A 22208-nucleotide genomic window follows, 5' to 3' on the forward strand; every position below is an offset into this window, starting at 1 on the left:
TCCGCAACCGTTTTAAGAATATTTTAAGGATAGCGGTGGATACTGTCGGCATGAAACCGATACGTATGCCGGCCGCAGCGGCAGTGCTGTTCGCCGCCGCAATCCGCCTTTACGCACTCCCTTTTTCACCGCCGGAAACGGCGCTGCCGGCCGAGACGCAGCCCGACCGGCAATCCGCCGATTCGGCGGAGCAGCCGTTTTCTCTCCAAGACATGCTCGCAGGTTATTTTGCCCAAGACGCGGAATTGCGGACGCTCGCGCTCAAACTGCAGCAGGCGAAACTCCAAGCCGGCATCACCGCGGCGGAAACCGGTGTCGACGCCGAACTTGCAACGGGAACCGTTTCTTTTAATACGTCGGGCGTTCGAGCCGAACCGGCGGTTACGGTTTCCATTCCGGCGCTCAACGGAACGGTCGTTTCCGCGTCGGTACCGCTTTCATACGCAGTGAGCGCCGATTCCGCGCAGTCGTTCAGCGCCGCCGGCGCGGAACTCAGCATCGGCACGGAACTTTCAGGCAGCACGGCTGCACAGCGCGCGCTCGCCGTACAAAAAGCGCAGCGCGCCGTTACCGAAGCGCAGCGGAATCTCGGCACACGAGCGCGCACCGCGGAATACGAGTTTTACACGGAGCTGAAAGATTTGTACAGTGCGTATAAAGACGTCCTTTCCGCCCGCACGTCGCTGTACGAAACCCGCATAGACATGGAAACGCTCCGCGTAAAAGGATTTTCAGCGCAGTCGGCTTCATACCGGACGGCGCAGCTTGAAGCGGACTCGGCCGAGCGCACCGTCTCGGAATACGAGCGTGCGCTGAAACGGGCGGCCGAACGGTTCGCCGCAAAATGCGGCGTTTCCGCCGGCGGATTAAGCGGCGAATCGCTCCCCGACGTGCAGACGCAGCTCGTGCAGTGCGGCGTACTCGATTCGGATCAGCTGGGAAGCAAAGAAAGATACGCCGCCGTCGAGCAGGCCGAATGGGATCTGTACGTGGCACAGCTCGAACAGCACGCGGACAAAACGCCGACCGTTACGGCAAAAGCTTCCTATACGTATAAAAACAGCTCGCTGAACGGCGCCGACAGCGCGGGCGCTTCCCTTTCCGTTACCGGAAACGGACTGACCGTATCGGGCGGCGTTACGGTTCCGATCGCCGCGGAACGCACGACGCCGTCGGGAACAGTTTCGCTCAGCTGGTCGCCGGCCGACACTGCGACCTCCGCGCTTGAAAAACGGCAAAACCTGCTTACGCTTGAAATCAAACAGGCAGCGCGTGAGGCCGCGGCGGACGAATATGAACGCGCCGTGGAAGACGCGGCGACCGAACGCGAAGACCTGCTTTGGCAGCGCACTTTGAACGGCGAACAATACCGATTATACGCGGAACTCGCCGCCGACATGAAAACCTGGTTCGACGCGGGAATCGTCAGCGAATCCGAATACCGCAAAGCCGTATCGAACGAGCAGAACGCGCTTATCCAATGCCGCATTACGGACATAAATTTGATCCGGCACGCGATAGCCGCTGAAAATCTTTTTATCGCAGCGGAGGATCTGTGATGACAGCAAAAAAACGCACCCGAAACGGACGAACGGCGGCGCTCGCCGTTCTCACAGTTTGTCTTATTGCAGCCGGTACCGCCGCGGCACTGGTCGCAGCCAGGTCGGCGAATACGGCAGCCGACGCGAACCGGACGTACACGGTTACGCAGGAAACGGTCAAAAATATCATAGAAATATCGGGTACCGTTTCCGCGGCGGACGAGCAGACGCTGAAAGCCGCCGGCGACGGAACGGTAACCGCCGTCTACGTCGGGGAAGGCGACGCGGTGAAAAAGGGAACCGTGCTGCTGCAGCTCGACGACACCGAACAGACGTACGCGCTTGCGAAACACGATTACGATATCGCTCAAGCGCGGATCAGCGGCAGCCAGCGGGAACTGGAACTGCTGACGCTCCAGCGGCTTTCACTCGTAAAAAAACGGGAAAACAGACAGATCGTCGCGAACTTCGACGGTGTCATCGCCGAATTCAGTGCGGCGACAGGCGATTACCTTGAAGCGAAAGATTCCGTCGGCACCATTATAGACCGCAGTTATCTGAGCGCCTCCGTCGAAGTGGTGGAAACCGACGCCCCCAAATTACAGGCGGGACAGCTCGTCCGCTGTACGTTTCCCGCGTACGACGGCGGCACGATAACCGGATACGTCGTTTCGTACCCGGCGGTCGGAAGCGTTACTTCGCGCGGCGCGTCGATCGTCAAGGTGAAAATACGCATAGACGATCCGCCTGAAAGCATTCTGCCCTATTATTCGTTCACGGGCGAAATCGAAATCAGCCCGGAAGAATCGCTGCTGCTGGCGGCGAAAGAAGCCGTCGGCCGTGAAGGCGGTACGCAGTTCGTCGAAAAAATCAAGCGCGACGGAACGACGGAACGAGTAACGGTTACCGCCGAACCGTACGGCAGCGATTTCATGCGCATCACCGAAGGTTCCGTCGCTGAAGGCGACGTACTGAAAGCGCAGTCGGCTCCGCGCGTATCGGGCACCGGAAAAAGCGCTGCCGGCAATACCCGGCAATCGACGGATAAAACGGAAAACGCTCAGCAATCCGGTTTCTCGCTGCCGGGCAGCGGCGGCGCGGGTGTTCCCGGCATGAGCGGAGGGCCGGGCGGATCAGGCGGCGGTATGCCGCCGATGCGGTAACGTATTTTTCATCGGAGGCGCATATGGAAACGAACAGCGGGCGGATCTGCATCAGCATGGATCACGTCAAAAAGGAATACCTCATGAAAGAAGCTTCCGTAACGGCGCTCAACGACGTGTCGTTCAGCGTCCGTCAGGGCGAATACGTTACGATCATGGGGCCGTCCGGCTCGGGCAAATCCACGCTGATGAACATGATAGGCTGCCTCGACCGGCCGACTTCGGGAACGGTCGAAATCGACGGGCACGCAACCGCCGGCATGAGTGAAAAAGAATTGGCGCTCGTGCGGAACCGGACGATAGGCTTCGTGTTCCAGCAATATTTTCTGCTGCCGTCGCTGACCGTGCTTGAAAACGTCATGCTGCCGCTGCGGTATCGGAAAATCGACCGCGCGGAAAGCCGCGAACGGGCGACGGAAGCGCTCGTCCGGGTCGGCCTTGCGGATCGGCTCAAGCACATGCCGAACGAACTTTCCGGCGGACAAAAACAGCGCGCGGCTATCGCCCGTGCAACGGTCATGGAACCACGGATTATCCTCGCCGACGAACCGACCGGCGCGCTCGATTCCGAAACCGGAAAACTGGTGCTGGAAATGTTCGATCGGATCAGACAGTCCGGCACGACGGTGATCATCGTAACGCACGATCCGTATATAGGTTCGCTGGCTCCCCGCAGGATTTCCCTCTTCGACGGTGCCCTGCGCAGCGACACCGCGCAGGAGGACGCCGATGTTTGACGATTTTCTGTTCGCCCTGCGGAATTTCAAACGGAATCGAATCCGCAGCATATTGTCGCTGCTGGGCGTTATCATCGGCGTCGCGTCGGTCATCGTCATCACGTCGCTCGGGCGCAGTGCTTCCAAAAGTATCAAAGATTCGTACAGTTCGGCGGGGCTCGATCTGGTAAAAATTTCAGCGGGATTCATGCGGCGCGGTCGCGACACGTCCGTTACGTTCAACGAAGCGTTCAGAACGGAATTATTCGACGCCGTTGAACACATAACGAAAATTGCGTACTGCAACAGCATGTCCGTCACTCTCACCAAAGACGATACGAGCGTCAACGGTTCGGCAACGGCGATCGAGTACGGCTATCTGCCGATGTGCGGACTGACGCTGAGCGAAGGTGCGGATTTTACCGTTTCCGACGGCGTAACCGGCCAGCAGCGCGTCATTCTCGGCCCCGACGTAGCCGAAGCGCTGTTTCCCTCCGGCAGCGCGGTCGGGCAAAAAGTGATAGGCGTACACGATTCGGTTTCGTTTCAGTTTGAAGTCGCCGGCGTGCTGACGGAGTCCGCGTCCGGCATTGAATCGACGGCGAACGCAATCTACGTGCCGCGCGGTTTCTACGCAAAAAAAATACAGCCGTCGCCGAACGCGTCGAGCATCGTCGTGCAATGCACGGCGGCAGCGGCAGCGTCCGCCGTCGCTGAAAATATAGAAAGTTTTATCGCGGAAAAAGCGGGGAATTCGTACGCGGCGTCGGTTACGTCCATGCAGGCGATGCTTGAACAGTACGAACAGGTTACCGGTACGGTCAGTCTGCTGCTTTCCGGAATCGCGGCAATTTCGCTGCTCGTCGGCGGCATCGGAATCATGAACATCATGATCGTTACCGTTACGGAGCGGCGGCGCGAAATAGGAATCCGTAAAGCGCTCGGCGCGAGTCCCGCGGTGATACGTACGCAGTTTCTGATAGAATCGGCGCTTATCACGGGTATCGGCGGCTGCGTCGGAATCGCCGCCGGAATCGGTATCAGCGCCGCCGCCGCGGCCGTCATGAAGTGGTCGTTCGCGGTCGACGGAAACGCGTGCGCCGCCGCGTTCGTGTTTTCCGCCGCAATCGGCATATTCTTCGGCTTCAGCCCCGCCTCCCGAGCCGCAAAGCTCGATCCGGTGGAAGCGCTTTCGTCGGAATGACGGGGCGCGCCGGCTTTTCTGGGCTTTCCTGAACGGAGAAAGCGCAAGGCTTACCGTTCAGGGAGCACGTTCAGGTTCAATAAATCGATTAAACAACGTCCATCCGCTCGACGTCCGCGTCGTAATCAACGCCGGCAACGTCGAATCCGTTCGTCGCCAAAAAGTCGTGGCGGTAGCCGTCCATATCGCCCAAAGAGGCGAGCGTATCCTGCGTTACCTGCGCGAGCCGTTTGTCGACTTCGGCCTGAACGGCGGGGTCGAGTTCCCAGTCGTCCATGCGGATAAGATGTTCCGCATCAACCGGCACGCTGCCGTCGGTGTACAGCCGCTCGGCGAACAGGCGTTCCATCTGTTCGATGCAGCCTTCGTGCGTTCCCTTTTCTTTCATTACCTTGAACAATACCGAAAGATACAGCGGAATGATCGGGATGACCGCACTCGAACGGGTAACGAGTCCTTTGTTTACGGAAACGAACGCTTCGCCGCCCAATTTTTGGGACAGCTTCGAGTCCAGCGCGCGGGCCGTTTTTTCAAGATGCTTTTTCGCACCGCCGATCGTACCGTCGCGGTAGATCGCGTGAGACAGCGCGGGGCCGATGTACGAATACGCAACCGTCTTGCAGCCTTTCGCCAGCACGCCGGCTTCGGCAAGCTGATCGATCCAGCGTTCCCAGTCTTCGCCGCCCATGACTTTTACCGTCTGCGCCGCTTCGTCGTCGTTCGCCGGTTCTGCGCTCATGACGCTCAGTTCGCCGCTCATCATGTCCACCGTTTGGCCGGAAAATGGTTTTCCGAACGGTTTCAGCACTGATTTGTACAAAACGCCGGTTTCGGGGTCGGTGCGGACGGGGCTCGCCAAGCTGTACACGACGAGGTCGAACGCGACGCCCATTTTACGGGCTTCGGCAACGACGGCTTTGCGGCAGTCGTCGCTGAACGCGTCCATATTCAGCGTAACGCTCGGAATTCCGGCTTTTTTTGAAGCGCGGTCGAACGCCAGATTATTGTACCAGCCGGGCGTTCCGCCCTTTTTTTCGCTTCCTTCTTTTTCAAACGAAACGCCGATCGTGGCCGCGCCGTATTCAAACGCGGCGGTAATGCGGCTGGCAAGACCGTAACCGGTCGAGCAGCCCAGCACGAGTACGGCTTTGGGCGCTTTGCCGCCTTCGGCTGCGGTTTTGGTGCCGCGGTTTGCTTTGCGGGACTGAACGTACGCAATTTGGCGTTCGGTCTCCTTGGCGCATCCGACGGGATGTGCGTTGATGCAGATATTACTGCGAATCATCGGTTTGATAATCATACGATCTCCTCTAAAAGTAAAAACCGGCAGTTTGCGTTTTTACTTATCCTTGTATTTTTTCATGATCAGACAGCCGTTGTGACCGCCGAAACCGAGCGACGCGGAGGCGATGCAATTGATTTCACCTTCCACACCGGTGTTCGGCACGTAATCGAGGTCGCAGCCGTGTTCAAGATCGGGATTTTCCAGATTGATAGTCGGCGGGTAGAAACCGTCGTTTATCGCTTTAATGCCGATAATGGCTTCTATCGCACCGGCAGCGCCGACGCAGTGGCCGGTCATGCTTTTTGTTGAAGAAACCTTCATTTTGTATGCGTGATCGCCGAACGCAAGTTTTACCATTTGAGTTTCGGCGGGATCGTTTATCGGCGTCGACGTACCGTGCGCATTGTAATAGTCGACGTCTTCGGGTTTGATGCCGGCGTCGGCAATCGCGCGTTTAATTGCGAGTGCACCGCCGGTTCCGTCGGGGCGGGGACTGGTAATGTGATACGCGTCGCTCGACGCACCGTATCCGGCGAATTCGGCGTAGATTTTTGCACCGCGTTTTTTGGCGTGTTCCAGTTCTTCAAGAATCAGAATACCGGCGCCCTCGCCCATCGTAAATCCTTCACGCTTTACATCGAACGGGCGGCTCGCCTTTTTAGGATCGTCGTTGAAGGATGTGGCGAGCGTCTGGAGTACGGTAAAACAGCCGATTCCGAATCCGGTGATGGCCGCTTCCGTTCCGCCGGCGACGCACACGTCGATACGTCCCGAACGCACCAAATCGAGCGCCGCGCCGAGCGCGTCCGTGCCGGACGAACACGCCGTTGCCAAAGTCCAAGACGGTCCGTCTATGCCGAACAGCATGCTCACGTTCGCCGCGCCTTCGTTCGTAATGAACATCGGAACCGACAACGGCGGAATGCGCGTGTTTCCCGCTTCAAAGTATTTTTTATAACCGGCTTCCAGCGTTTCAAAGCCGCCGATACCGTTTCCGAGCATAATTCCGGATTTTTCGGCGGAAATGGTTTCTTTGGTATAACCGGCGTCGGCAATGGCCTGCGCGGCGACGGCGGCAGCAAACTGGGTAAAACGGCACATTTTGCGCGCTTCTTTACGGTCGATGCCGTAATCGCCGGCGTTGAAGTTCTTCACTTCAGCGGCGATTTTCACCGTGTAATCGGTCGTATCGAACAGCGTGATGCGGTCTATGCCGCACTCGCCCGCGCGAATCGATTTCCACGTGTCGGCGACCGTATTTCCGATCGGGGTAACCGCCCCCATTCCCGTTATAACGATTCTTCTTTCAGACATACATACTCCTATAAAAAGTCGCTGAGGAAACGTCAGTTTCCGAAGCGGCTTTTTAAGCACGTTCAAAGCAAAGCGCGAACGTGCAGTTAATATACGAGTTTTCCCGGAAAACTCGAGTTGAAAGGTGCGGCGCCATTTTAGCCGCGCCTTTCATACATACTCCCGTAAAAAATCCGAGGCGTACACGAATTGCAAAGCCGCCGGCTTATCTGCCGTTTTCATCGGCCGCAGTCCGATCTTGCGCGTCTTTTTCGCGTATTTCCACGCGGCGGATTTTGCCGCTGATCGTTTTGGGCAATTCCTTGACGAACTCGATCAGCCGCGGATATTTATACGCGGCGGTCACGTGCTTTACGAAATCCTGAATCTCCTGCGCCAATTTTTGGGTCGGAGAAAACCCGGGCGCGGGAACGATCGTCGCTTTGACGACCTGACTGCGCTTTTTGTCAGCAACGCCGGTAACGGCACATTCGAGGACCGCCGGATGCTGAAGCAGCGTGCTTTCAACCTCGAACGGACTGATGCGATATCCGGCGCTTTTTATCATGTCGTCCATTCGGCCGACAAACCAGTAATATCCGTCTTCGTCGCGATACGCCGTGTCTCCGGTGTGATACAGATTTCCATAGAAAGCGGCGTCGGTCAATTCCTGATCGCGGTAATAGCCGGCGAACATGCCGAACGGACGGCCGTTTTCAAGTCTGATAACGATTTCACCCGTTTCGCCGGCCGCACAGGATTTTCCTTCGGCGTCGACGATATCGATCTCGTAACCGGGCGCCGGTTTTCCCATGGAACCGGGCTTCGGCTCCATCCAGGCAAAATTGCCGATCGTGAGCGTCAGTTCCGTCTGGCCGTAACCTTCTTTCATCTTGAGGCCGGTCTGTTCGCAGAACCGATTGTATACTTCCGCATTGAGCGCTTCGCCCGCCGTCGTGCAATACGTCAGGCTTGAAAGGTCGTATTTTGAAAGATCGTGCTTGATAAGATACCGATAGACGGTCGGCGGCGCGCAAAACGTCGTCACCTTGTACCGCGCCATTTTTTCAAGCAGCTTTCCGGGAACGAACGACAGCATGTCGTACGCAAAAACGGCGCTGCCGGCAAGCCACTGACCGTAGATTTTACCCCACACCGCTTTTGCCCAGCCGGTTTCGGCAACCGTCAGGTGCAGTCCGCCGTCGACCACGTTCTGCCAATATTTGGCCGTAACGATGTGGCCCAGCGGATACGTAAAATCGTGCTGCACCATTTTAGGATAGCCGGACGTGCCCGACGTAAAATACAGCAGCATGATGTCTTCGTTACCGGCGGCAAGTTCACCGGTCGGTCGAACGAACGTTTCAGACAACGAGTCGTACGCTTCGTGAAAACACAGCCAGCCGGAGCGGGCGGGCCCCACGGTAACGAGCGTTTTGACCGTCGGAGAATCGGGCAGCGCCTGTTCAACCTGATCCTGCAGTTCGGGCTCTTCAAGCGACACGATCATTTTGACACCCGCCGCGTTGTTGCGGTATTCGATGTCTTTTTTGAGCAGCATGTGCGTCGCGGGAACCGCAATCGCACCGATTTTATGCAGTGCGAGAATGAAAAACCAGAACTCGTACCGGCGGCGCAAAATCAGCATAACCGCGTCGCCTTTTCGTATTCCGTTCATCGTCAGGAAATTCGCGGTTTTGTCGGAAGCTTTTTTCAAATCGCCGAACGTAAAAAATTTTTCGTTACCGTCGTCGTCGCACCACACGAGCGCACGGCGATCCGGTTCGGCACGGGCATATTCGTCCACGACGTCGTACGCAAAATTGAAGTTATCGGGAATACGGATGGAAAAGTTTTCTTTTAAATCTTCGTAGGAACTGTATGCGCTTTTTCCGGCGACGAACCTATCCAATATCATGTTTTAACCTCTGTACTCATTTTGTTTAAGCTGCATAAAAAAGACAGCTGTTTAGTTCGACACCGTTCCGGCAAAAATGTTGCAGTCCTGAACAAAATAACGCCTTTTCATAGTAATCTATTATGACATTTTTTGTCAATACGTCAAAAAAAACAAACGGCTGTTTACTCACGTGGCACGTCGTATCGTCGCATCAATCATGCACGCCCTGCATGTGCAACAAATAACGCTTGCTTCCCGACCGGAGATTGCGTATATTTAAAACGAGTACACAGCCGGGAGGTATACAAGATGGCACAAATACTTACACAAGCAAATTTTCAAAAAGAAGTTTTTGAATCGGATAAACCCGTTTTGGTAGATTTCTTTGCAACATGGTGCGGACCGTGCAAAATGATGGCGCCCATCGTCGACGAACTGGCAAAAGAACTGGACGGGGAAGCGAAGGTTTTCAAAGTCGACATAGATCAGGAAGAAGCGCTTGCCACAAAATTCGGCATTATGTCCATTCCGACGTTTATGGTCGTAAAAAACGGAAAAATTACGGCGCAGGAACCCGGCGGACGCAGCAAAGAAGATTTGAAGGCGATGCTCGCCTTGTGATTCTCGGCCCTGTCGGACGGCTCTCCCCGGCAGGGTCTTTTTTTTATTAAAAAAACGCCGAACCGTTTAAGCAGTCCCGCGGCTCAATACGCAAAACGATCCGCATCCGGACGGATTCCAATCAGAATTCTCCTAAAATAGAACAGTTTTTTTCAGCCTATCACTTTTATACTATATACAATCTTTGTATGAATTATTTTGGAGGCATTATGAAAAAACAATTATTACACGCCGCCGCGGTTCTTTTCGCGGCCGTATTGCTGTGTTCGGCAGGTACGGCTGAAGGATATATTAACGCGAACGATCTTGAAGCCGGCACGCTTACGGAAACGGAACGATATGAAGACGGATTCGTCGTGAGCGCGCGAGCGGACAAAACGGTCGTCGTGGACACGGCGGCGGACGGACGCACCGCGCCCGACGGTGAAGTTTTTACCCAGCGCATCAAACTGGGTGGCACCGGTACGGCCGAATACCGCTCTATCCTGTTTCCGGTGCAAGCGGGTGAAACCGTTACGATATATTTGAACAGTTCAAGCGCCGCCGACGCCCGTATGCTCGTATTTGCGAACGCCGCCGGAGACGTCGTTGCGACGATTACCGCACCGGCGGACGTAAAAGGCGAACTGAAATCGGGAATGGAAAGCGTCGCCGTCCCCGCCGCCGGAGACTATATGGTGTATTCAAAATCGGGCGGAATCAATATTTATCAGATTACCGTTACCGCAAAATAGGCGGCAGCGCCCCGCACTATGCGATGTTTTGCCGCACGGTGTTTCCGCTGCACGGTGTTTCCGCTGCACGGCGGAGTTCCGCGCGGCGATATCGCGCGGCGCATCCCGCATCCGCACGCTGCCGGTACGCAAACGACGGCAGTGCGTTTTTTTACATGGAGAACTGAATGAAACGAACCGCATCTCTATTCAAACGGCTGTGCGTATGGTATTGCGCCGCTGTCGTATTTTTTCCGCTCTTTGCGGCGGATCGAAAACCCTGGGATCAGACGGCCGTTCCGGTCATTACCGCGGCGCAAACGCTGCCGGACGCACCGGGAACCGTCGAGCTCACCTGTATGCTTGAAACCTCGACCGACGGCGCGGACAAAGGTCTTGCCGAAATGCTCGATCAGTCGCTGAACGTAGTCGATTCAAAACCGATCGGGAAAACCCGGCGCGACGAAAAGAAAATCACGTTTACGCCGCCTAAAAGCGGTACGTATTCGTTCAGGGTAACCGCGCTGCGCACCGGAGAAAAAGAAGGCCTCGTCTCTGAAAGCGTTACGGTCCGCTTTACCCTGCCGCTTGAAAAACCCGCCGTCCAGCTGCTCAACGCAGGCGGCGGAGCGCTCGAACTGTCATGGAGCGCCGTTCCCGAAGCTTCGTCGTACGTCGTCCGCTATACCGACGTCCGAACCGGCACGGCAGCCGAAAAAACCGCCGGCAGCACGACGCACGCGCAGCTTACCGGTCTTACCGCCGGCAGCACGTACGCCGTCAGCGTCGCCGCAGTGCGCGGAGCCGGCAGCGCATCCGCCGACGTTGCATACTCGGATCCTATCGACAAGCTGATAAAAAACGAACGGGAACGCGAATGGCAGTTCGCCTGGTTCGGCCAGTCGAGCAGCAAAGACCGCAATACGATGCGCATGATCGACGGCAACAATCTGACGTTTGAACTGAACTCGTGCACGTTCGATCCGGCAACGCAGATGATAAAAGACAAAGGCGGAAAATTCACCGCCTTTCACGACGGTATTTCCTACTATTATACCGTTATCGATCCCGATACCGAAAACTTTGAACTGACCGCAACGTTTACCGTCGATTACATCAATATAACCGCCGACGGACAGGAAGGCTTCGGCATTCTCGCGATGGACAGTATCGGGCAGAACGGCGTGAACGCGGTAAACCACTACACGAATTCGGCCGGCGTTATCGCGACCAAATTTGAAAAAACGATCAACGGTGTCAAAAAAACGAGCAAAGACACGCTCGGCGCACGCTTCGTTTCGGGCATCACCGGCGACGTCATAGCGCTCGGAGACAGCGGCATCGCGCAGTACGGAAAAAGCGTTTCCGATGCATACAGTTACGATCAGTCTGACCTTGTCCGGGCGGGAGACACGTACCGCGTTACGCTCAAAAAGACGAACACGGGTTATCATGCGATTTTCAAACGAACGATCGCGAGTGAAGATACTATAGAAGAATACATCATGTACGGCCCGGAAAAACTGCGCCAACTCGATGCGGATCACGTGTACGTCGGCTTTGCCGCAGCGCGCGGCTGCAACGTAACGGTCAGCGACGTGAGCATGAAAATTACCGATCCGGCGGCCGATCCGGCAGCACAGGAAGAACCGCCGGAATTGATTCCGCTCACGGTCAAAGTCGATTCGCCCTCGACGTATCATACGTCGAAATATCCGTTCGTTTTCACCTCGAACGCCGACGGACTGCTCACCGTAACGGATAAAAACGGCAAAACGCCCGTCAAAAATGCAAAAGTGAAAGCACTGATCGACTATAAAAAAACGATCAAAGTACCCGCCGGTCTGAACGATTATCAGATAACGTTCACGCCGGATCCCGATTTCCGCCCCGGAGAAAAACAGGCGATCGCCCAGTACAACGCCGAACTGAAAACGTACGAACAGGATTACAAATCGGTGTCAATAGTACACACGGTTATCAATAAATCGTACGGCCGGGCGGAATTGTACGCCGCGCCGGACGGCAGCGCGTTCGGCGACGGTTCGCCTGAAAACCCGCTTGACATTCAAAGCGCGCTCAATTACGTAAAACCCGGTCAGACCGTCGTGCTGAGCGGCGGCACGTATTATCCGACGCGCGGCATCATGATCGAACGGGGCAACAGCGGCGTTAAAAAATCGGCAAAAAACATCACGCGTAAAACGCTCCGCAGCGCGGACGGAACGCGCGCGATTCTCGATTTTACCTCGGCAGGCGCGGGGTTTCAGCTTTGGGGCGACTGCTGGCTTATCGAAGGCATCGACATCCGCAACACGCCGGGCAACGTCAAAGGGCTGCAAGTTGCCGGAAGCGACAACGTCGTGCGCAGAGTGAACACGTATTCGTGCGGCGACACGGGTCTCCAAATCAGCGGCGTCAGCAGCGAAACGTTTCCCAAATGGCCCGCGCGCAATCTGATTGAAAATTGCACGTCGTACGGCAATATCGATCCGGCGGCAAACAACGCGGACGGCTTCGCGGCCAAACTGACGTGCGCGGACGGCAACGTATTCCGCGGCTGTATCGCGTACGGCAACATCGACGACGGATGGGATCTGTTCGCCAAAATAGAATCCGGTCCCATCGGCGCGGTTCTGATCGAAAACTGCATCGCGTACAAAAACGGTTCGCTGCCCGACGGTTCCGGCAACGGAGACGGCAACGGCTTCAAGCTCGGCGGAGACGGAATCGCCGTTCCGCACGTACTGCGCAACAGTATTTCGTTCGGTAACGGTACGAGCGGCATTACGAGCAACTCGGATCCGGCGATTAAGCTTGAAAACGTTACGTCGTACGGAAACAAAGGCGCGAACATCAATTTGTACGGGAAAGGTAAAGAAACGGAACGGCAGTTCGCCGTTTCAAACAGTATTTCCATGGAAGGAATGAGCGCGGACGAATATAAGGAAATGCCTTCGCTCGCCGCACCCGGAAACTATTTCTGGAACGGCGCGCAAAGCCTGAACTCCGAAGGCCGGCAGCTGACACCGGACGTCTTCGTCAGTACCGATACGGACATCGTTCCGGTTCGGAAAGCCGACGGCTCGATCGACATGAAAGGGCTGCTCGAATTGACCGACGCGGCGCCCGCCGGAGTCGGCGCCCGATTCTGAGTTACGAAAGATTTACGAAACTGCGGACAGGCCGAAAAACCGCTGCGTTTTGCGGCCGGTTCGCGTTTTGCGGTCATTCCGCGTTTCCGCATTGCTTTTTACCGGCCGCAGTTATATACTATAATCATAGAAGAATCTGAGGCTGTAGCGGCGCGGCGCGAATACCCGCAATTCTGATGCGGAATCGCTCTCCGGTCGTTTCAGCCCGTACGAAAAACCGGAGGCACGTATGAGGAAAACGTATATCGGATTGGGAATACTTACGATCGTCATAGGACTGCTGATGCTGCTTTCCCCGAATTCATGGATAGCGGTTATGGTCATCATTTTGGGATCCGCTGCCATTTTGAATGGCGTATTCAACCTGTTTTATTTGAGGTCGATCATCGACGATCCGTATTACCGGAACGCGATCATCATTCGGGGCATTCTCAGCATCATCGTCGGACTGCTGGCAATCATACTGCCGCTCGCCATCGCCGGATTCGTTTGGACGGTTATGACGTACACGCTCGCCGTCTATCTGCTCGTTTCCGCAGGAATCGAAATCTATGCAGCACTGAAAATGAAAGCCGCCGGTATTCCGGTCAAACCGTATTACAGTGAAATCGTGGTGTCCGTCATTTTGGCAATCGTCCTGTTCATCATCAGCCCGTCGACGCTCGGTACGACGCTTATCCGTATCTGCGGCGTGCTGCTCATTCTGACAGGTATCGGCGTCATTTTCTGGGAGTGGAAGAACCGGAACTACGTTATCAATCCCGACAGCGTGGAAAACGCCGAATAAAAGGCAGCGGGCGGAGTTTGCAGGCAGCGCATCAAAGCGCACCAACGGCAGAGAATAACCAACGCGGTGATAGTGTCATTTGATACTATCACAATTATACGCAGCCGCCGTACGTAATTACCAATAAAACACGTGCGCTATATGGTCAGCTTACCGAAGCTCCCGATATCTGCCGGAGTATTTTGTTAGCCAAATACGGACTAATCTTCGCTTGATAAAAGCTACATCGTATTTTTTTGCCACTAAAAAAAACTTCTTTCCCAATTTAGAATTATGTAGTAAAATAATATCATGCAAAACCGCGGCAAGGTCTTTGAGCCCGGATAGATAAAGATTCATAAACGAGAGAGGTGTACTAATTGTATAAACTAACGGGAAAAACAGCTTTGATAACAGGAGCATCGTCCGGAATAGGTGCGGCGACTGCAATGTTATTCGCCTCAGAAGGTGCAAAAGTAATCTGTGTCGCCAGAAAACCTATAAATAGAGAAGGCGTAAATATTGAACAAAATATTAATTCCAGCTATCCAAATTCGGCTAAATTTTTTGAATGCGACGTTACAAATAAAAAATCCATTTTATCTTTATATAAAAAAATAAACGAACCGCACGAGGGGGGGGGGTATAGATATTTTATTTAATAATGCAGGTTGTTTAAAAACGGGGGCTCTTGAAGAAATAACTGATGAAGATTGGGATATTACTTATGAAACAAACCTCAAATCAATACTTCATCTATGTCAGACATTTATGCCTTTACTGATTAAAAATCAGGGTGTAATTCTTAATAATACATCAATAAACGGATTGCACAGTTATATAAAGGGGAAAAGAAGCTATATGTACGCTACTTCAAAAGCCGCGGCAATTCAGTTTACGAAATATCTAGCTAAAAATTACGCACCGGATGTAAGAGTAAATGCTTTATGTCCGGGACTTACGGAAACAGATCTTTTTACAAATAGAGATTTTTCAAGATTTTCTGATGCCAATTTATTGGAAAGAATGGCAAAGCCCGAGGAAATTGCAAGAGTCGCCTTATTTTTATGTTCTGATGATGCTTCATTTATAACGGGTTCCGTTATTGTTGCGGATGGCGGTGAAACGATAAAATAAGTTTTAACCGTTTTAGAAATGCACTATTATTGATGTTTCCATCAAACTTTTTAAACTTGAAAACGGCAGATACCGCCCGTTGGATAAAATATATCAATCAGTACGGCAATGAAGCATTTTATAATGACGTTACCGTATTCATTTTTTCCGTATATTGTAAAAAAATACGATGTGGCACTTTTTCTGTTTAATTCCGGAATTGATATCTATATCATCATTCGGTAACGAACCGCTGCGCCCTGTTCAGGGGCGGCTAAAAACGGTATACTCTGCGCATGATACAAGACATTACCGTTACCGTCGCCGCTTCCGAGCGGACGGACGAAGCATACGTTACGCAGTACGCCGCGCGTGAACTCAACTGCCGAACGCAGGACATCACCGCGCTCGTATTCAAAAAAAAATCGCTCGACGCGCGCCACGGAAAAGCAAAATACCATTTGCGTTACACCGTTTACACCGCCCCCGACGAACCGTTCTCAGCGGGAGCGGACACGATTGCACCGTTACCCGAATACCGGCAAGCACTTCCCGGACGCAGCGTGCTGATTATCGGCGCGGGGCCGGCGGGACTGTTCGCCGCGCTCAGACTGCTTGAAAACGGCGTAAAACCGATCATCGTCGAACGCGGAAGCAGAACCGGAGAACGCAAGCGCGACATCGCCGCTATCAGCACGAAACACGAAGTGAACGCCGACTCGAATTATTGCTTCGGAGAAGGCGGGGCGGGAACGTTTTCCGACGGGAAACTCTACACCCGCTCGGTCAAACGCGGCGATCCGGCAAAAATTTATCGGATATTCAACCACTTCGGCGCGCCGGCCGATATTCTGACCGACGCGCATCCGCATATCGGCACCGACAAACTGCCGCACATTATCGGCAACATGACCGCAAAGATAGAAGAACTCGGCGGAACGTTTTATTTCGACACGAAATGCACCGGCTTCATTACGCAAAGCGCCGCTGACGAAACGCCGCCGCGCGTTACCGGCGTTACCGTCCGTTCGACGAAAGACGGCGAAACTCAGGTTCACGGCTCACTACAGCCGTCCGCCGAGGCACAGCCGGTTCACGCAGCACAGCCGGTTCACGCAGCACAGCCGTCCACCGAAGCACAGCCGGTTCACGCAGCACAGCCGTCCACCGAAGCCGACCGGACGCTGAACGCCGACGCGGTGCTACTGGCAACCGGACATTCGGCCTGCGACGTATACGAACTGCTCGCCCGTACCGCACCCGAAGCACTTGAAGCGAAAACGTTCGCCGCCGGAGTTCGCGTGGAACATCCGCGAAAACTCGTAGATCACATCCAATATCACGGACGGGAACGTACCGAATCGCTCCCCGCCGCCGAATACCGGCTTACGGCGCAAATCGCCGGCCCCGGCAAAGGGAATCCGGTCAGAGGCGTCTATTCGTTCTGCATGTGCCCCGGCGGACTCGTCGTTCCGTCGGCGAGCGACAACGAGGGACTCGTCGTCAACGGAATGTCGCCGTCGAGCAGAGCCGCACGCTGGTCGAACGCGGCGATCGTCGTAGAAATCAGGCCCGAAGACATCCCGCCCGAATACGGAAACGAGGCTGAACAGCCGCAGCGTGCCGACGCACTTTCGGGACTGCGCTTCCGTACGCAATTGGAGCGGCTCGCCAAGCAGCACGGCGACGGACAGGCAGCGCCCGCTCAGCGGCTTACCGACTTTCTTGCCGGACGCGCGTCGCAATCGCTGCCGGAGACGTCGTATACGCCGGGAATCGTTCCGTCGCGACTTGATTTGTGGCTACCGGAACACATCGGTACACGTTTAAAAGAAGGATTCAAGGAATTCGGGCGGAAAATGCCGGGATTCATCACGGATGAAGCCGTTTTGATAGCTCCCGAAACGCGAACGTCCACCCCCGTACGCATTCTGCGCGATCGGGAAACGATGGAATGTACCGTACTTTGCGGATTGTACCCTGCCGGAGAAGGTTCGGGCTACGCGGGCGGCATCGTGTCGTCGGCAATGGACGGAGAAAAGGCGGCGGAAGCTATCATCCGCCGGTTCGCCGGCGTCTGAACGCGCCCGTAAACAACGCGGCGTTCGGGTGCGCAAAAAAGCGCCCATAAACGCCGTTTCGGCAACGCGGCGCCGGCTTGCGAACCTCAGATCAGCGTTTTATGCTGCCATTTGCCGCGCCGGAACCGGACGACGAACGCACCGGAACGGGCGACCCAGTCTATGACCATGGCGACCCAGCTGCACAGCGCGCCCAGCCCCGTGTACCAGGCGAACACGTAACTCAAGCCGACGCGGATAAACCACATCGAAAGCAGCGACACCACCATCGTAAACTTGGCGTCGTTGGACGCGCGCAGGGCGTTCGGCAGCGTGAACGAAAGCGGCCACACCAGCATTCCGCAAATACCGTGGCACATGAGCATTTTCCACGCCAAATCGGTCGTATCGGCTGAAAGCCCGTATACGGAAATGATACGGCGGGCAAAAAACAGCAGCGGAACGTTCAGAATCAGCATTCCCGCGTACCCCATGCCGGTCAGCTTCCGGGTAAAATACTTCGCTTCTTCAAGGCGCCCCGCGCCGATACACTGACCGACGACGGTCAGCATCGCCAATCCGATCGCGGCGGCAGGCAGCACTTCAAACGAAGCGATAGTGTTCGCGGCCGCGTTCGCCGCTATGGCACCCGTCCCGAACGTTGCGATCAGCGTAATAACCAAGATTTTGCCGACTTGAAACATGCTGTTTTCAAGACCGTTCGGAATACCGATCGCCAGAATATGTTTTATGATGCGGAAATCGGGCTTGACGGCCAAAATGCCTTTGATATTGATAGCCGGCGCGCCTTTATACGGTTTATTCCGATACAGCAGAAACAGCAGCACGCCGGCGGCAACCGTACGGGCCGCAAGCGTCGGCACGGCAACCCCCGCGACTCCCCAATGCAAACCGTAAATGAAAAACGCGTTTCCGCCGATATTGATCACGTTTACCAGTGCGGCGATATACATCGAAATCCGCGAATTCCCCTGCGCGCGAAACAGCGCCGCGCAGCCGTTGTACAAAGCGATCGACGGCAGCCCGAACATCATGAGCATAAAATATGTCTGCGCGTTGTCCATAACGTCCGCATCAATCCGGCCGAAAATAAGCGAAAGCAGTGGACGGCGCGTCAGCAGACACACCGTCATGGTAACGACGGCAACCAGAACTACCGCATAAATGAGCTGCTTGGCCGTTTTTGAAACCATTTCATCCTGCCGGCTTCCGATATACTGCGCGCAGACGACCGCACCGCCGGTTGCGAGCGCGGCAAAAATGTTAACGATGAGAATCTGGATATTATCGACGAGTGAAACACCGGAAACGGCAGCTTCACCGAGCGAACCGACCATGATAATGTCGGCCATACCGAGCGTAATCGCAAGAAACTGTTCTATCATCAGCGGCCAGATCAGCCGCCACAAATCCCTATTTGAAAAAAGGCGCTTCTGTCCTAAAACGGAAACCGGACTATCCATAATCGTCATCCTCGTGCGGGAAGCATTACAGTTTACCGGCGGAAAGTCAATGGACTTTACAGCACTCTTTTGGATAAAACACGACGCCGCGTTAGAACCGAACGGTCCGCGCTGCGCGCCGCCCCGCGGAAATCCGCTGCCGTCAGCGGCGAAACAAGCGGTGCACCAAGCGGCGCAGCGGGTTCGCGATAAACGAAAACTTCGTTTCGGCAAGAATGATCGCCGTAAAAAGCAGAACGCATCCCGAGACCATGCGGCCGGTCAGCACTTCGCCCAAAAAAACGCATGAAAAAAACACGCCGAACACCGATTCCATGGACAAAAACAGTGCCGCAACCGACGGCAGCGTATATTTTTGGCACACGTTCTGAAGCAGAAACGCGATCATCGTGCTGAAAACGCCCAAATATAGCATCGAGGCGACGGTTTTTCCGTTCCGCAAGGCCGCCGCGGGAAACCCGCCGTCCATAAGCGGCGCCAGCATCCACGAGAAAACGGCGGCAAAGAACAACTGCAGCACCGTCAGCAGCACGGCGTCCTGCGTCGCGTTGTATCGGGCAATGAAAATGATGTGAACCGCGTACCCGACGCCGCAAATCAGCGTGAGCACGTCGCCCTTATTGACCGAAAAATCATCCTGCAAAGACAGCAAACCGATTCCCGTCACCGCAAGTACCGCGGCGGCGAACACGTACGCGTCGGGGCGGCGCTTGGTTAGCACCCAGCCGATCAGCGGTACGAGCACCACGTAAATCGTCGTCAGAAACGCGTTTTTCCCGGCAGTCGTATACATACAGCCGACGGTCTGAAAGGCATACGCCGTAAACAGGAAAAATCCCAGCAGCGCGCCGTGCGCCAAATACGCCGCGTCCAGCAGCACCAATTTTCTGTGAAAAATAAGCGCGAGCGCCGCCGCGGCGATCGTAAACCGGAACGCAAGCATGTATATGGGAGGCACCGTATCGAGCGAATCTTTGACGACGACGAACGCGAAACCCCAAATGGCCGCCGTAAAAAGCATACCCGCAGAAGCAAATGCGGAAACCGTTTTGTCATTCATTTCATTTCCTAAAATCGCCGCCGCACGAATAAACGTACCGCGGCGCAGGCAAATATATATGTTGTTCTCACAAGGTATCGCAGTCGGGGTATATCCCCCTCCGCACGAATCAACCGACCTCGCTAAGGCCGGTTGTTCTCACAAGGTATCGCAGTCAGGTTTTATATCCTTTATTTCGGCGCAAACGCCGGGATATAAACCCCTCCGCACGAATCAAAAACCGAGCGGCTCGCCCACCAGAACGACTTTTATCTTTCCCGCCGGACGGCTGATCCGCGTCGTAACCATATATGCGCAGATGCAGTCCGTCGACACGCAGTCGGCGCACTGTCCCGTTTTTGCGCACGGCGTTTTCAGTCCGGAAAACCGCTGCATATTGAGCGGCGACGCGTAATTACGCACCCGACTCACCGCGTCGTCGAGCGTCTTGACCACTTTGTTCATACCCGCAATCACGACGACGCTTTCGGGACCGAACAGCAGCGCCGCGAGCCGGTTTCCCGTACCGTCGATATTGAAAAGCTGCCCGTCTTCCGTAACGGCGTTGCTGCTCATCAGAAAAGTTCCGCAGGAAAAACCCTGCCGCATCAGCGCCGCCCGTTCTTCCGGAGAAGCCGCACTGTCACGGTCAATGAGCGTGTAGCCGTTTTCCTTCAGCAGAGCGGGAATCCCCAGCGTTCTGATCGTTTCCGAACCACCCCACGAAACGGAATGAGACCGGGGTATCAGATCCGGCACGATTCGGCGCGCATCCTGCGCCGTATTGCAGTAATATGCGTCGAAATGCCGCTTCCGGAGCGCTTGCACCACCAACGGCCCCGATAAATCATACAGTTTCCGCAGAGCGGGACTCATTTCAGCCATATTCCCTCCAAACATATCGGAAATATGTATCATAAACGCTTTTCACAGGTATTGCAACTCCCCGCAAAAAACGCGAATATAAAAAAAAGTTGACAAAAGGAAAATTCAGGGTAATAATGTCAGTAAACTAGTATACAAGTTAGACGGGTCGCAATCCGGATACGCCACCCTCGACAGATTTAAGGAGGAATTATGAAAAAAATACTCGCAATCGCTTCCGCACTATGCGCGGCGGGAATACTGTTCGCCGCCGGCGGAAAAGAAGCCGGAACGGAAAAAACAGTAACGCTGAAACTCGGTTTTCAGGCCAACACATCCTCAAAAGAATACGAGGCCGCCCAAAAATTCGCCGAAGAAGCGAAGGCTCTTTCCGGCGGGACCGTCAACGTTCAAATCTTTGCCGGCGGACAATTGGGCGACGACCGGTCCATGCTCGAACAGGTCGCCGCGGGCGCGCTCGACTTGGTATACGCGGAAACGGGCCGATTCGGCTTGTGGATTGAAGAAGCCGAGATTTTCAGCTATCCGTTTGCGTTCAACGACTTTGCTCATCTGGAGCGGACGCTCGCTTCGGACTACGGAAAATCGCTTCATGCGAAATTTCTTGAAAAAGGCTGGCGTATCCTCGCCACCGGATACAACGGTACGCGCCAAACCACGTCCAACCGGCCCATCAATTCGATTGCCGATATGAAAGGCATGAAACTGCGCGTTCCGAACGCGGCGGCCAACCTGAACTTTGCCAAATACGCAGGCGCGGCTCCCACGCCGATGGCGTTTGCCGAAGTATACCTCGCGCTCAAAACGAACGCCGTCGACGGTCAGGAAAATCCGCTTTCAACCATTGACGTGCAGAAATTTTACGAAGTTCAAAAATATTGCGCGCTTACCGGCCATATTCTGAACGACAACAACATCGTGATGAGCGAAATCATTTACAAAAAACTGAGCGACCATCAAAAAGAAGCCGTTACGGAAGCGGCAAAACGGGCGGCCGCGTATCAGACCGAATTATTCACGGCGGACGAAAGCCGTCTGATCGAAGTATTTAAAGCGAACGGCATGACCGTCACCGCACCCGATAAAGCGCCGTTCCGCGCAGCCTGCCAACCGATGTACGACGAATACACGGCCAAATACGGCAGTGCGGCCGTAAACGCAATCAACGCGTCCAGATAGCTCGCCCCGTCATCCGGCCGGTTCCGGTTCCAGTTACGGCGGGTACGCGGCAAAAGCGACCCGACCGGAACGGCCGGAAATCATTTTT

Annotated in this window: 18 protein-coding genes; 12 read left to right on the forward strand and 6 right to left on the reverse strand. The window is 54.9% G+C overall.

Going from position 1 to position 22208, the window contains the following annotated elements; translation table 11 throughout:
• Positions 1-50 precede the first annotated feature (50 nt).
• From TREBR_RS11090 to TREBR_RS11105, 4 genes are read left to right on the forward strand one after another with little or no spacing between them, the layout of a single operon-like run.
• Positions 51-1559 carry a hypothetical protein gene (locus TREBR_RS11090; protein ID WP_013759265.1) on the forward strand — a complete coding sequence of 503 codons (1509 nt, stop codon included), beginning with the start codon at positions 51-53 and terminating at the stop codon, positions 1557-1559.
• Positions 1559-2704, forward strand: a complete 1146-nt coding sequence (locus TREBR_RS11095) for an efflux RND transporter periplasmic adaptor subunit (protein ID WP_013759266.1) — start codon at positions 1559-1561, stop codon at positions 2702-2704. Before TREBR_RS11090 ends, TREBR_RS11095 begins: the two co-directional genes overlap by 1 nt.
• Before the next feature lie 23 nt (positions 2705-2727).
• On the forward strand, positions 2728-3441 hold the full coding sequence (locus tag TREBR_RS11100; RefSeq protein WP_013759267.1) for an ABC transporter ATP-binding protein: 714 nt from the start codon (positions 2728-2730) through the stop codon (positions 3439-3441).
• Positions 3434-4624: an ABC transporter permease gene (locus tag TREBR_RS11105; RefSeq protein ID WP_013759268.1), complete on the forward strand. Its 1191-nt coding sequence runs from the start codon at positions 3434-3436 to the stop codon at positions 4622-4624. The genes TREBR_RS11100 and TREBR_RS11105 overlap by 8 nt, the downstream gene beginning before the upstream one ends.
• A gap of 88 nt (positions 4625-4712) precedes the next feature.
• On the opposite strand, the gene fabV is transcribed toward TREBR_RS11105, so the two are convergent.
• From fabV to TREBR_RS11120, 3 genes are all read right to left on the reverse strand, one after another.
• Complete coding sequence (fabV, locus tag TREBR_RS11110) at positions 4713-5924, reverse strand: enoyl-ACP reductase FabV (RefSeq protein WP_013759269.1); 1212 nt, start codon at positions 5922-5924, stop codon at positions 4713-4715.
• Between the two features lie 39 nt (positions 5925-5963).
• Positions 5964-7223: a beta-ketoacyl-ACP synthase II gene (gene fabF / locus TREBR_RS11115; protein ID WP_013759270.1), complete on the reverse strand. Its 1260-nt coding sequence runs from the start codon at positions 7221-7223 to the stop codon at positions 5964-5966.
• Positions 7224-7428: 205 nt separating this feature from the next.
• The gene (locus TREBR_RS11120) at positions 7429-9120 is read right to left on the reverse strand and encodes an AMP-binding protein (RefSeq protein ID WP_013759271.1); all 1692 of its coding nucleotides are present in this window, start codon (positions 9118-9120) and stop codon (positions 7429-7431) included.
• 291 nt (positions 9121-9411) lie between these two features.
• Here TREBR_RS11120 and trxA point away from each other — a divergent pair, with 291 nt between their 5' ends.
• The 7 genes from trxA (at position 9412) to TREBR_RS14665 (ending at position 17554) form a co-directional block, all read left to right on the forward strand.
• Positions 9412-9723 carry a thioredoxin gene (gene trxA / locus TREBR_RS11125; protein WP_013759272.1) on the forward strand — a complete coding sequence of 104 codons (312 nt, stop codon included), beginning with the start codon at positions 9412-9414 and terminating at the stop codon, positions 9721-9723.
• 209 nt (positions 9724-9932) lie between these two features.
• Positions 9933-10457, forward strand: coding sequence for a hypothetical protein (locus tag TREBR_RS11130; protein WP_013759273.1), 525 nt, complete (start codon positions 9933-9935; stop codon positions 10455-10457).
• A 167-nt stretch (positions 10458-10624) separates the two neighbouring features.
• Positions 10625-13591, forward strand: coding sequence for a fibronectin type III domain-containing protein (locus TREBR_RS11135; RefSeq protein ID WP_013759274.1), 2967 nt, complete (start codon positions 10625-10627; stop codon positions 13589-13591).
• Positions 13592-13820: 229 nt separating this feature from the next.
• A complete protein-coding gene (locus TREBR_RS11140; RefSeq protein ID WP_013759275.1) occupies positions 13821-14378 on the forward strand; it encodes a DUF308 domain-containing protein in 558 nt (185 codons plus the stop codon).
• Positions 14379-14737: 359 nt separating this feature from the next.
• Positions 14738-15019, forward strand: coding sequence for an SDR family NAD(P)-dependent oxidoreductase (locus TREBR_RS14715; RefSeq protein WP_156786662.1), 282 nt, complete (start codon positions 14738-14740; stop codon positions 15017-15019).
• Complete coding sequence (locus TREBR_RS14720) at positions 15009-15494, forward strand: SDR family NAD(P)-dependent oxidoreductase (protein ID WP_281054881.1); 486 nt, start codon at positions 15009-15011, stop codon at positions 15492-15494. Before TREBR_RS14715 ends, TREBR_RS14720 begins: the two co-directional genes overlap by 11 nt.
• A 275-nt stretch (positions 15495-15769) precedes the next feature.
• Positions 15770-17554, forward strand: a complete 1785-nt coding sequence (locus tag TREBR_RS14665) for an NAD(P)/FAD-dependent oxidoreductase (RefSeq protein ID WP_013759276.1) — start codon at positions 15770-15772, stop codon at positions 17552-17554.
• A gap of 86 nt (positions 17555-17640) precedes the next feature.
• Here the strand turns inward: TREBR_RS14665 and TREBR_RS11155 are convergent, their stop codons facing one another.
• The 3 genes from TREBR_RS11155 to TREBR_RS11165 form a co-directional block, all read right to left on the reverse strand.
• The gene (locus TREBR_RS11155) at positions 17641-19017 is read right to left on the reverse strand and encodes an MATE family efflux transporter (RefSeq protein ID WP_013759277.1); all 1377 of its coding nucleotides are present in this window, start codon (positions 19015-19017) and stop codon (positions 17641-17643) included.
• A 142-nt stretch (positions 19018-19159) separates the two neighbouring features.
• Entirely contained in the window at positions 19160-20077 is a 918-nt protein-coding gene (locus tag TREBR_RS11160) for a DMT family transporter (RefSeq protein WP_013759278.1), read from the reverse strand.
• Positions 20078-20290: 213 nt separating this feature from the next.
• Complete coding sequence (locus TREBR_RS11165; RefSeq protein WP_013759279.1) at positions 20291-20941, reverse strand: lactate utilization protein; 651 nt, start codon at positions 20939-20941, stop codon at positions 20291-20293.
• 192 nt (positions 20942-21133) lie between these two features.
• On the opposite strand from TREBR_RS11165, the gene TREBR_RS11170 reads away from it, so the two are divergent.
• On the forward strand, positions 21134-22120 hold the full coding sequence (locus tag TREBR_RS11170; RefSeq protein WP_013759280.1) for a sialic acid TRAP transporter substrate-binding protein SiaP: 987 nt from the start codon (positions 21134-21136) through the stop codon (positions 22118-22120).
• Positions 22121-22208: the final 88 nt, after the last annotated feature.

It is taken from the genome of Treponema brennaborense DSM 12168 (assembly GCF_000212415.1).
Lineage (GTDB): Bacteria > Spirochaetota > Spirochaetia > Treponematales > Treponemataceae > Treponema_F > Treponema_F brennaborense.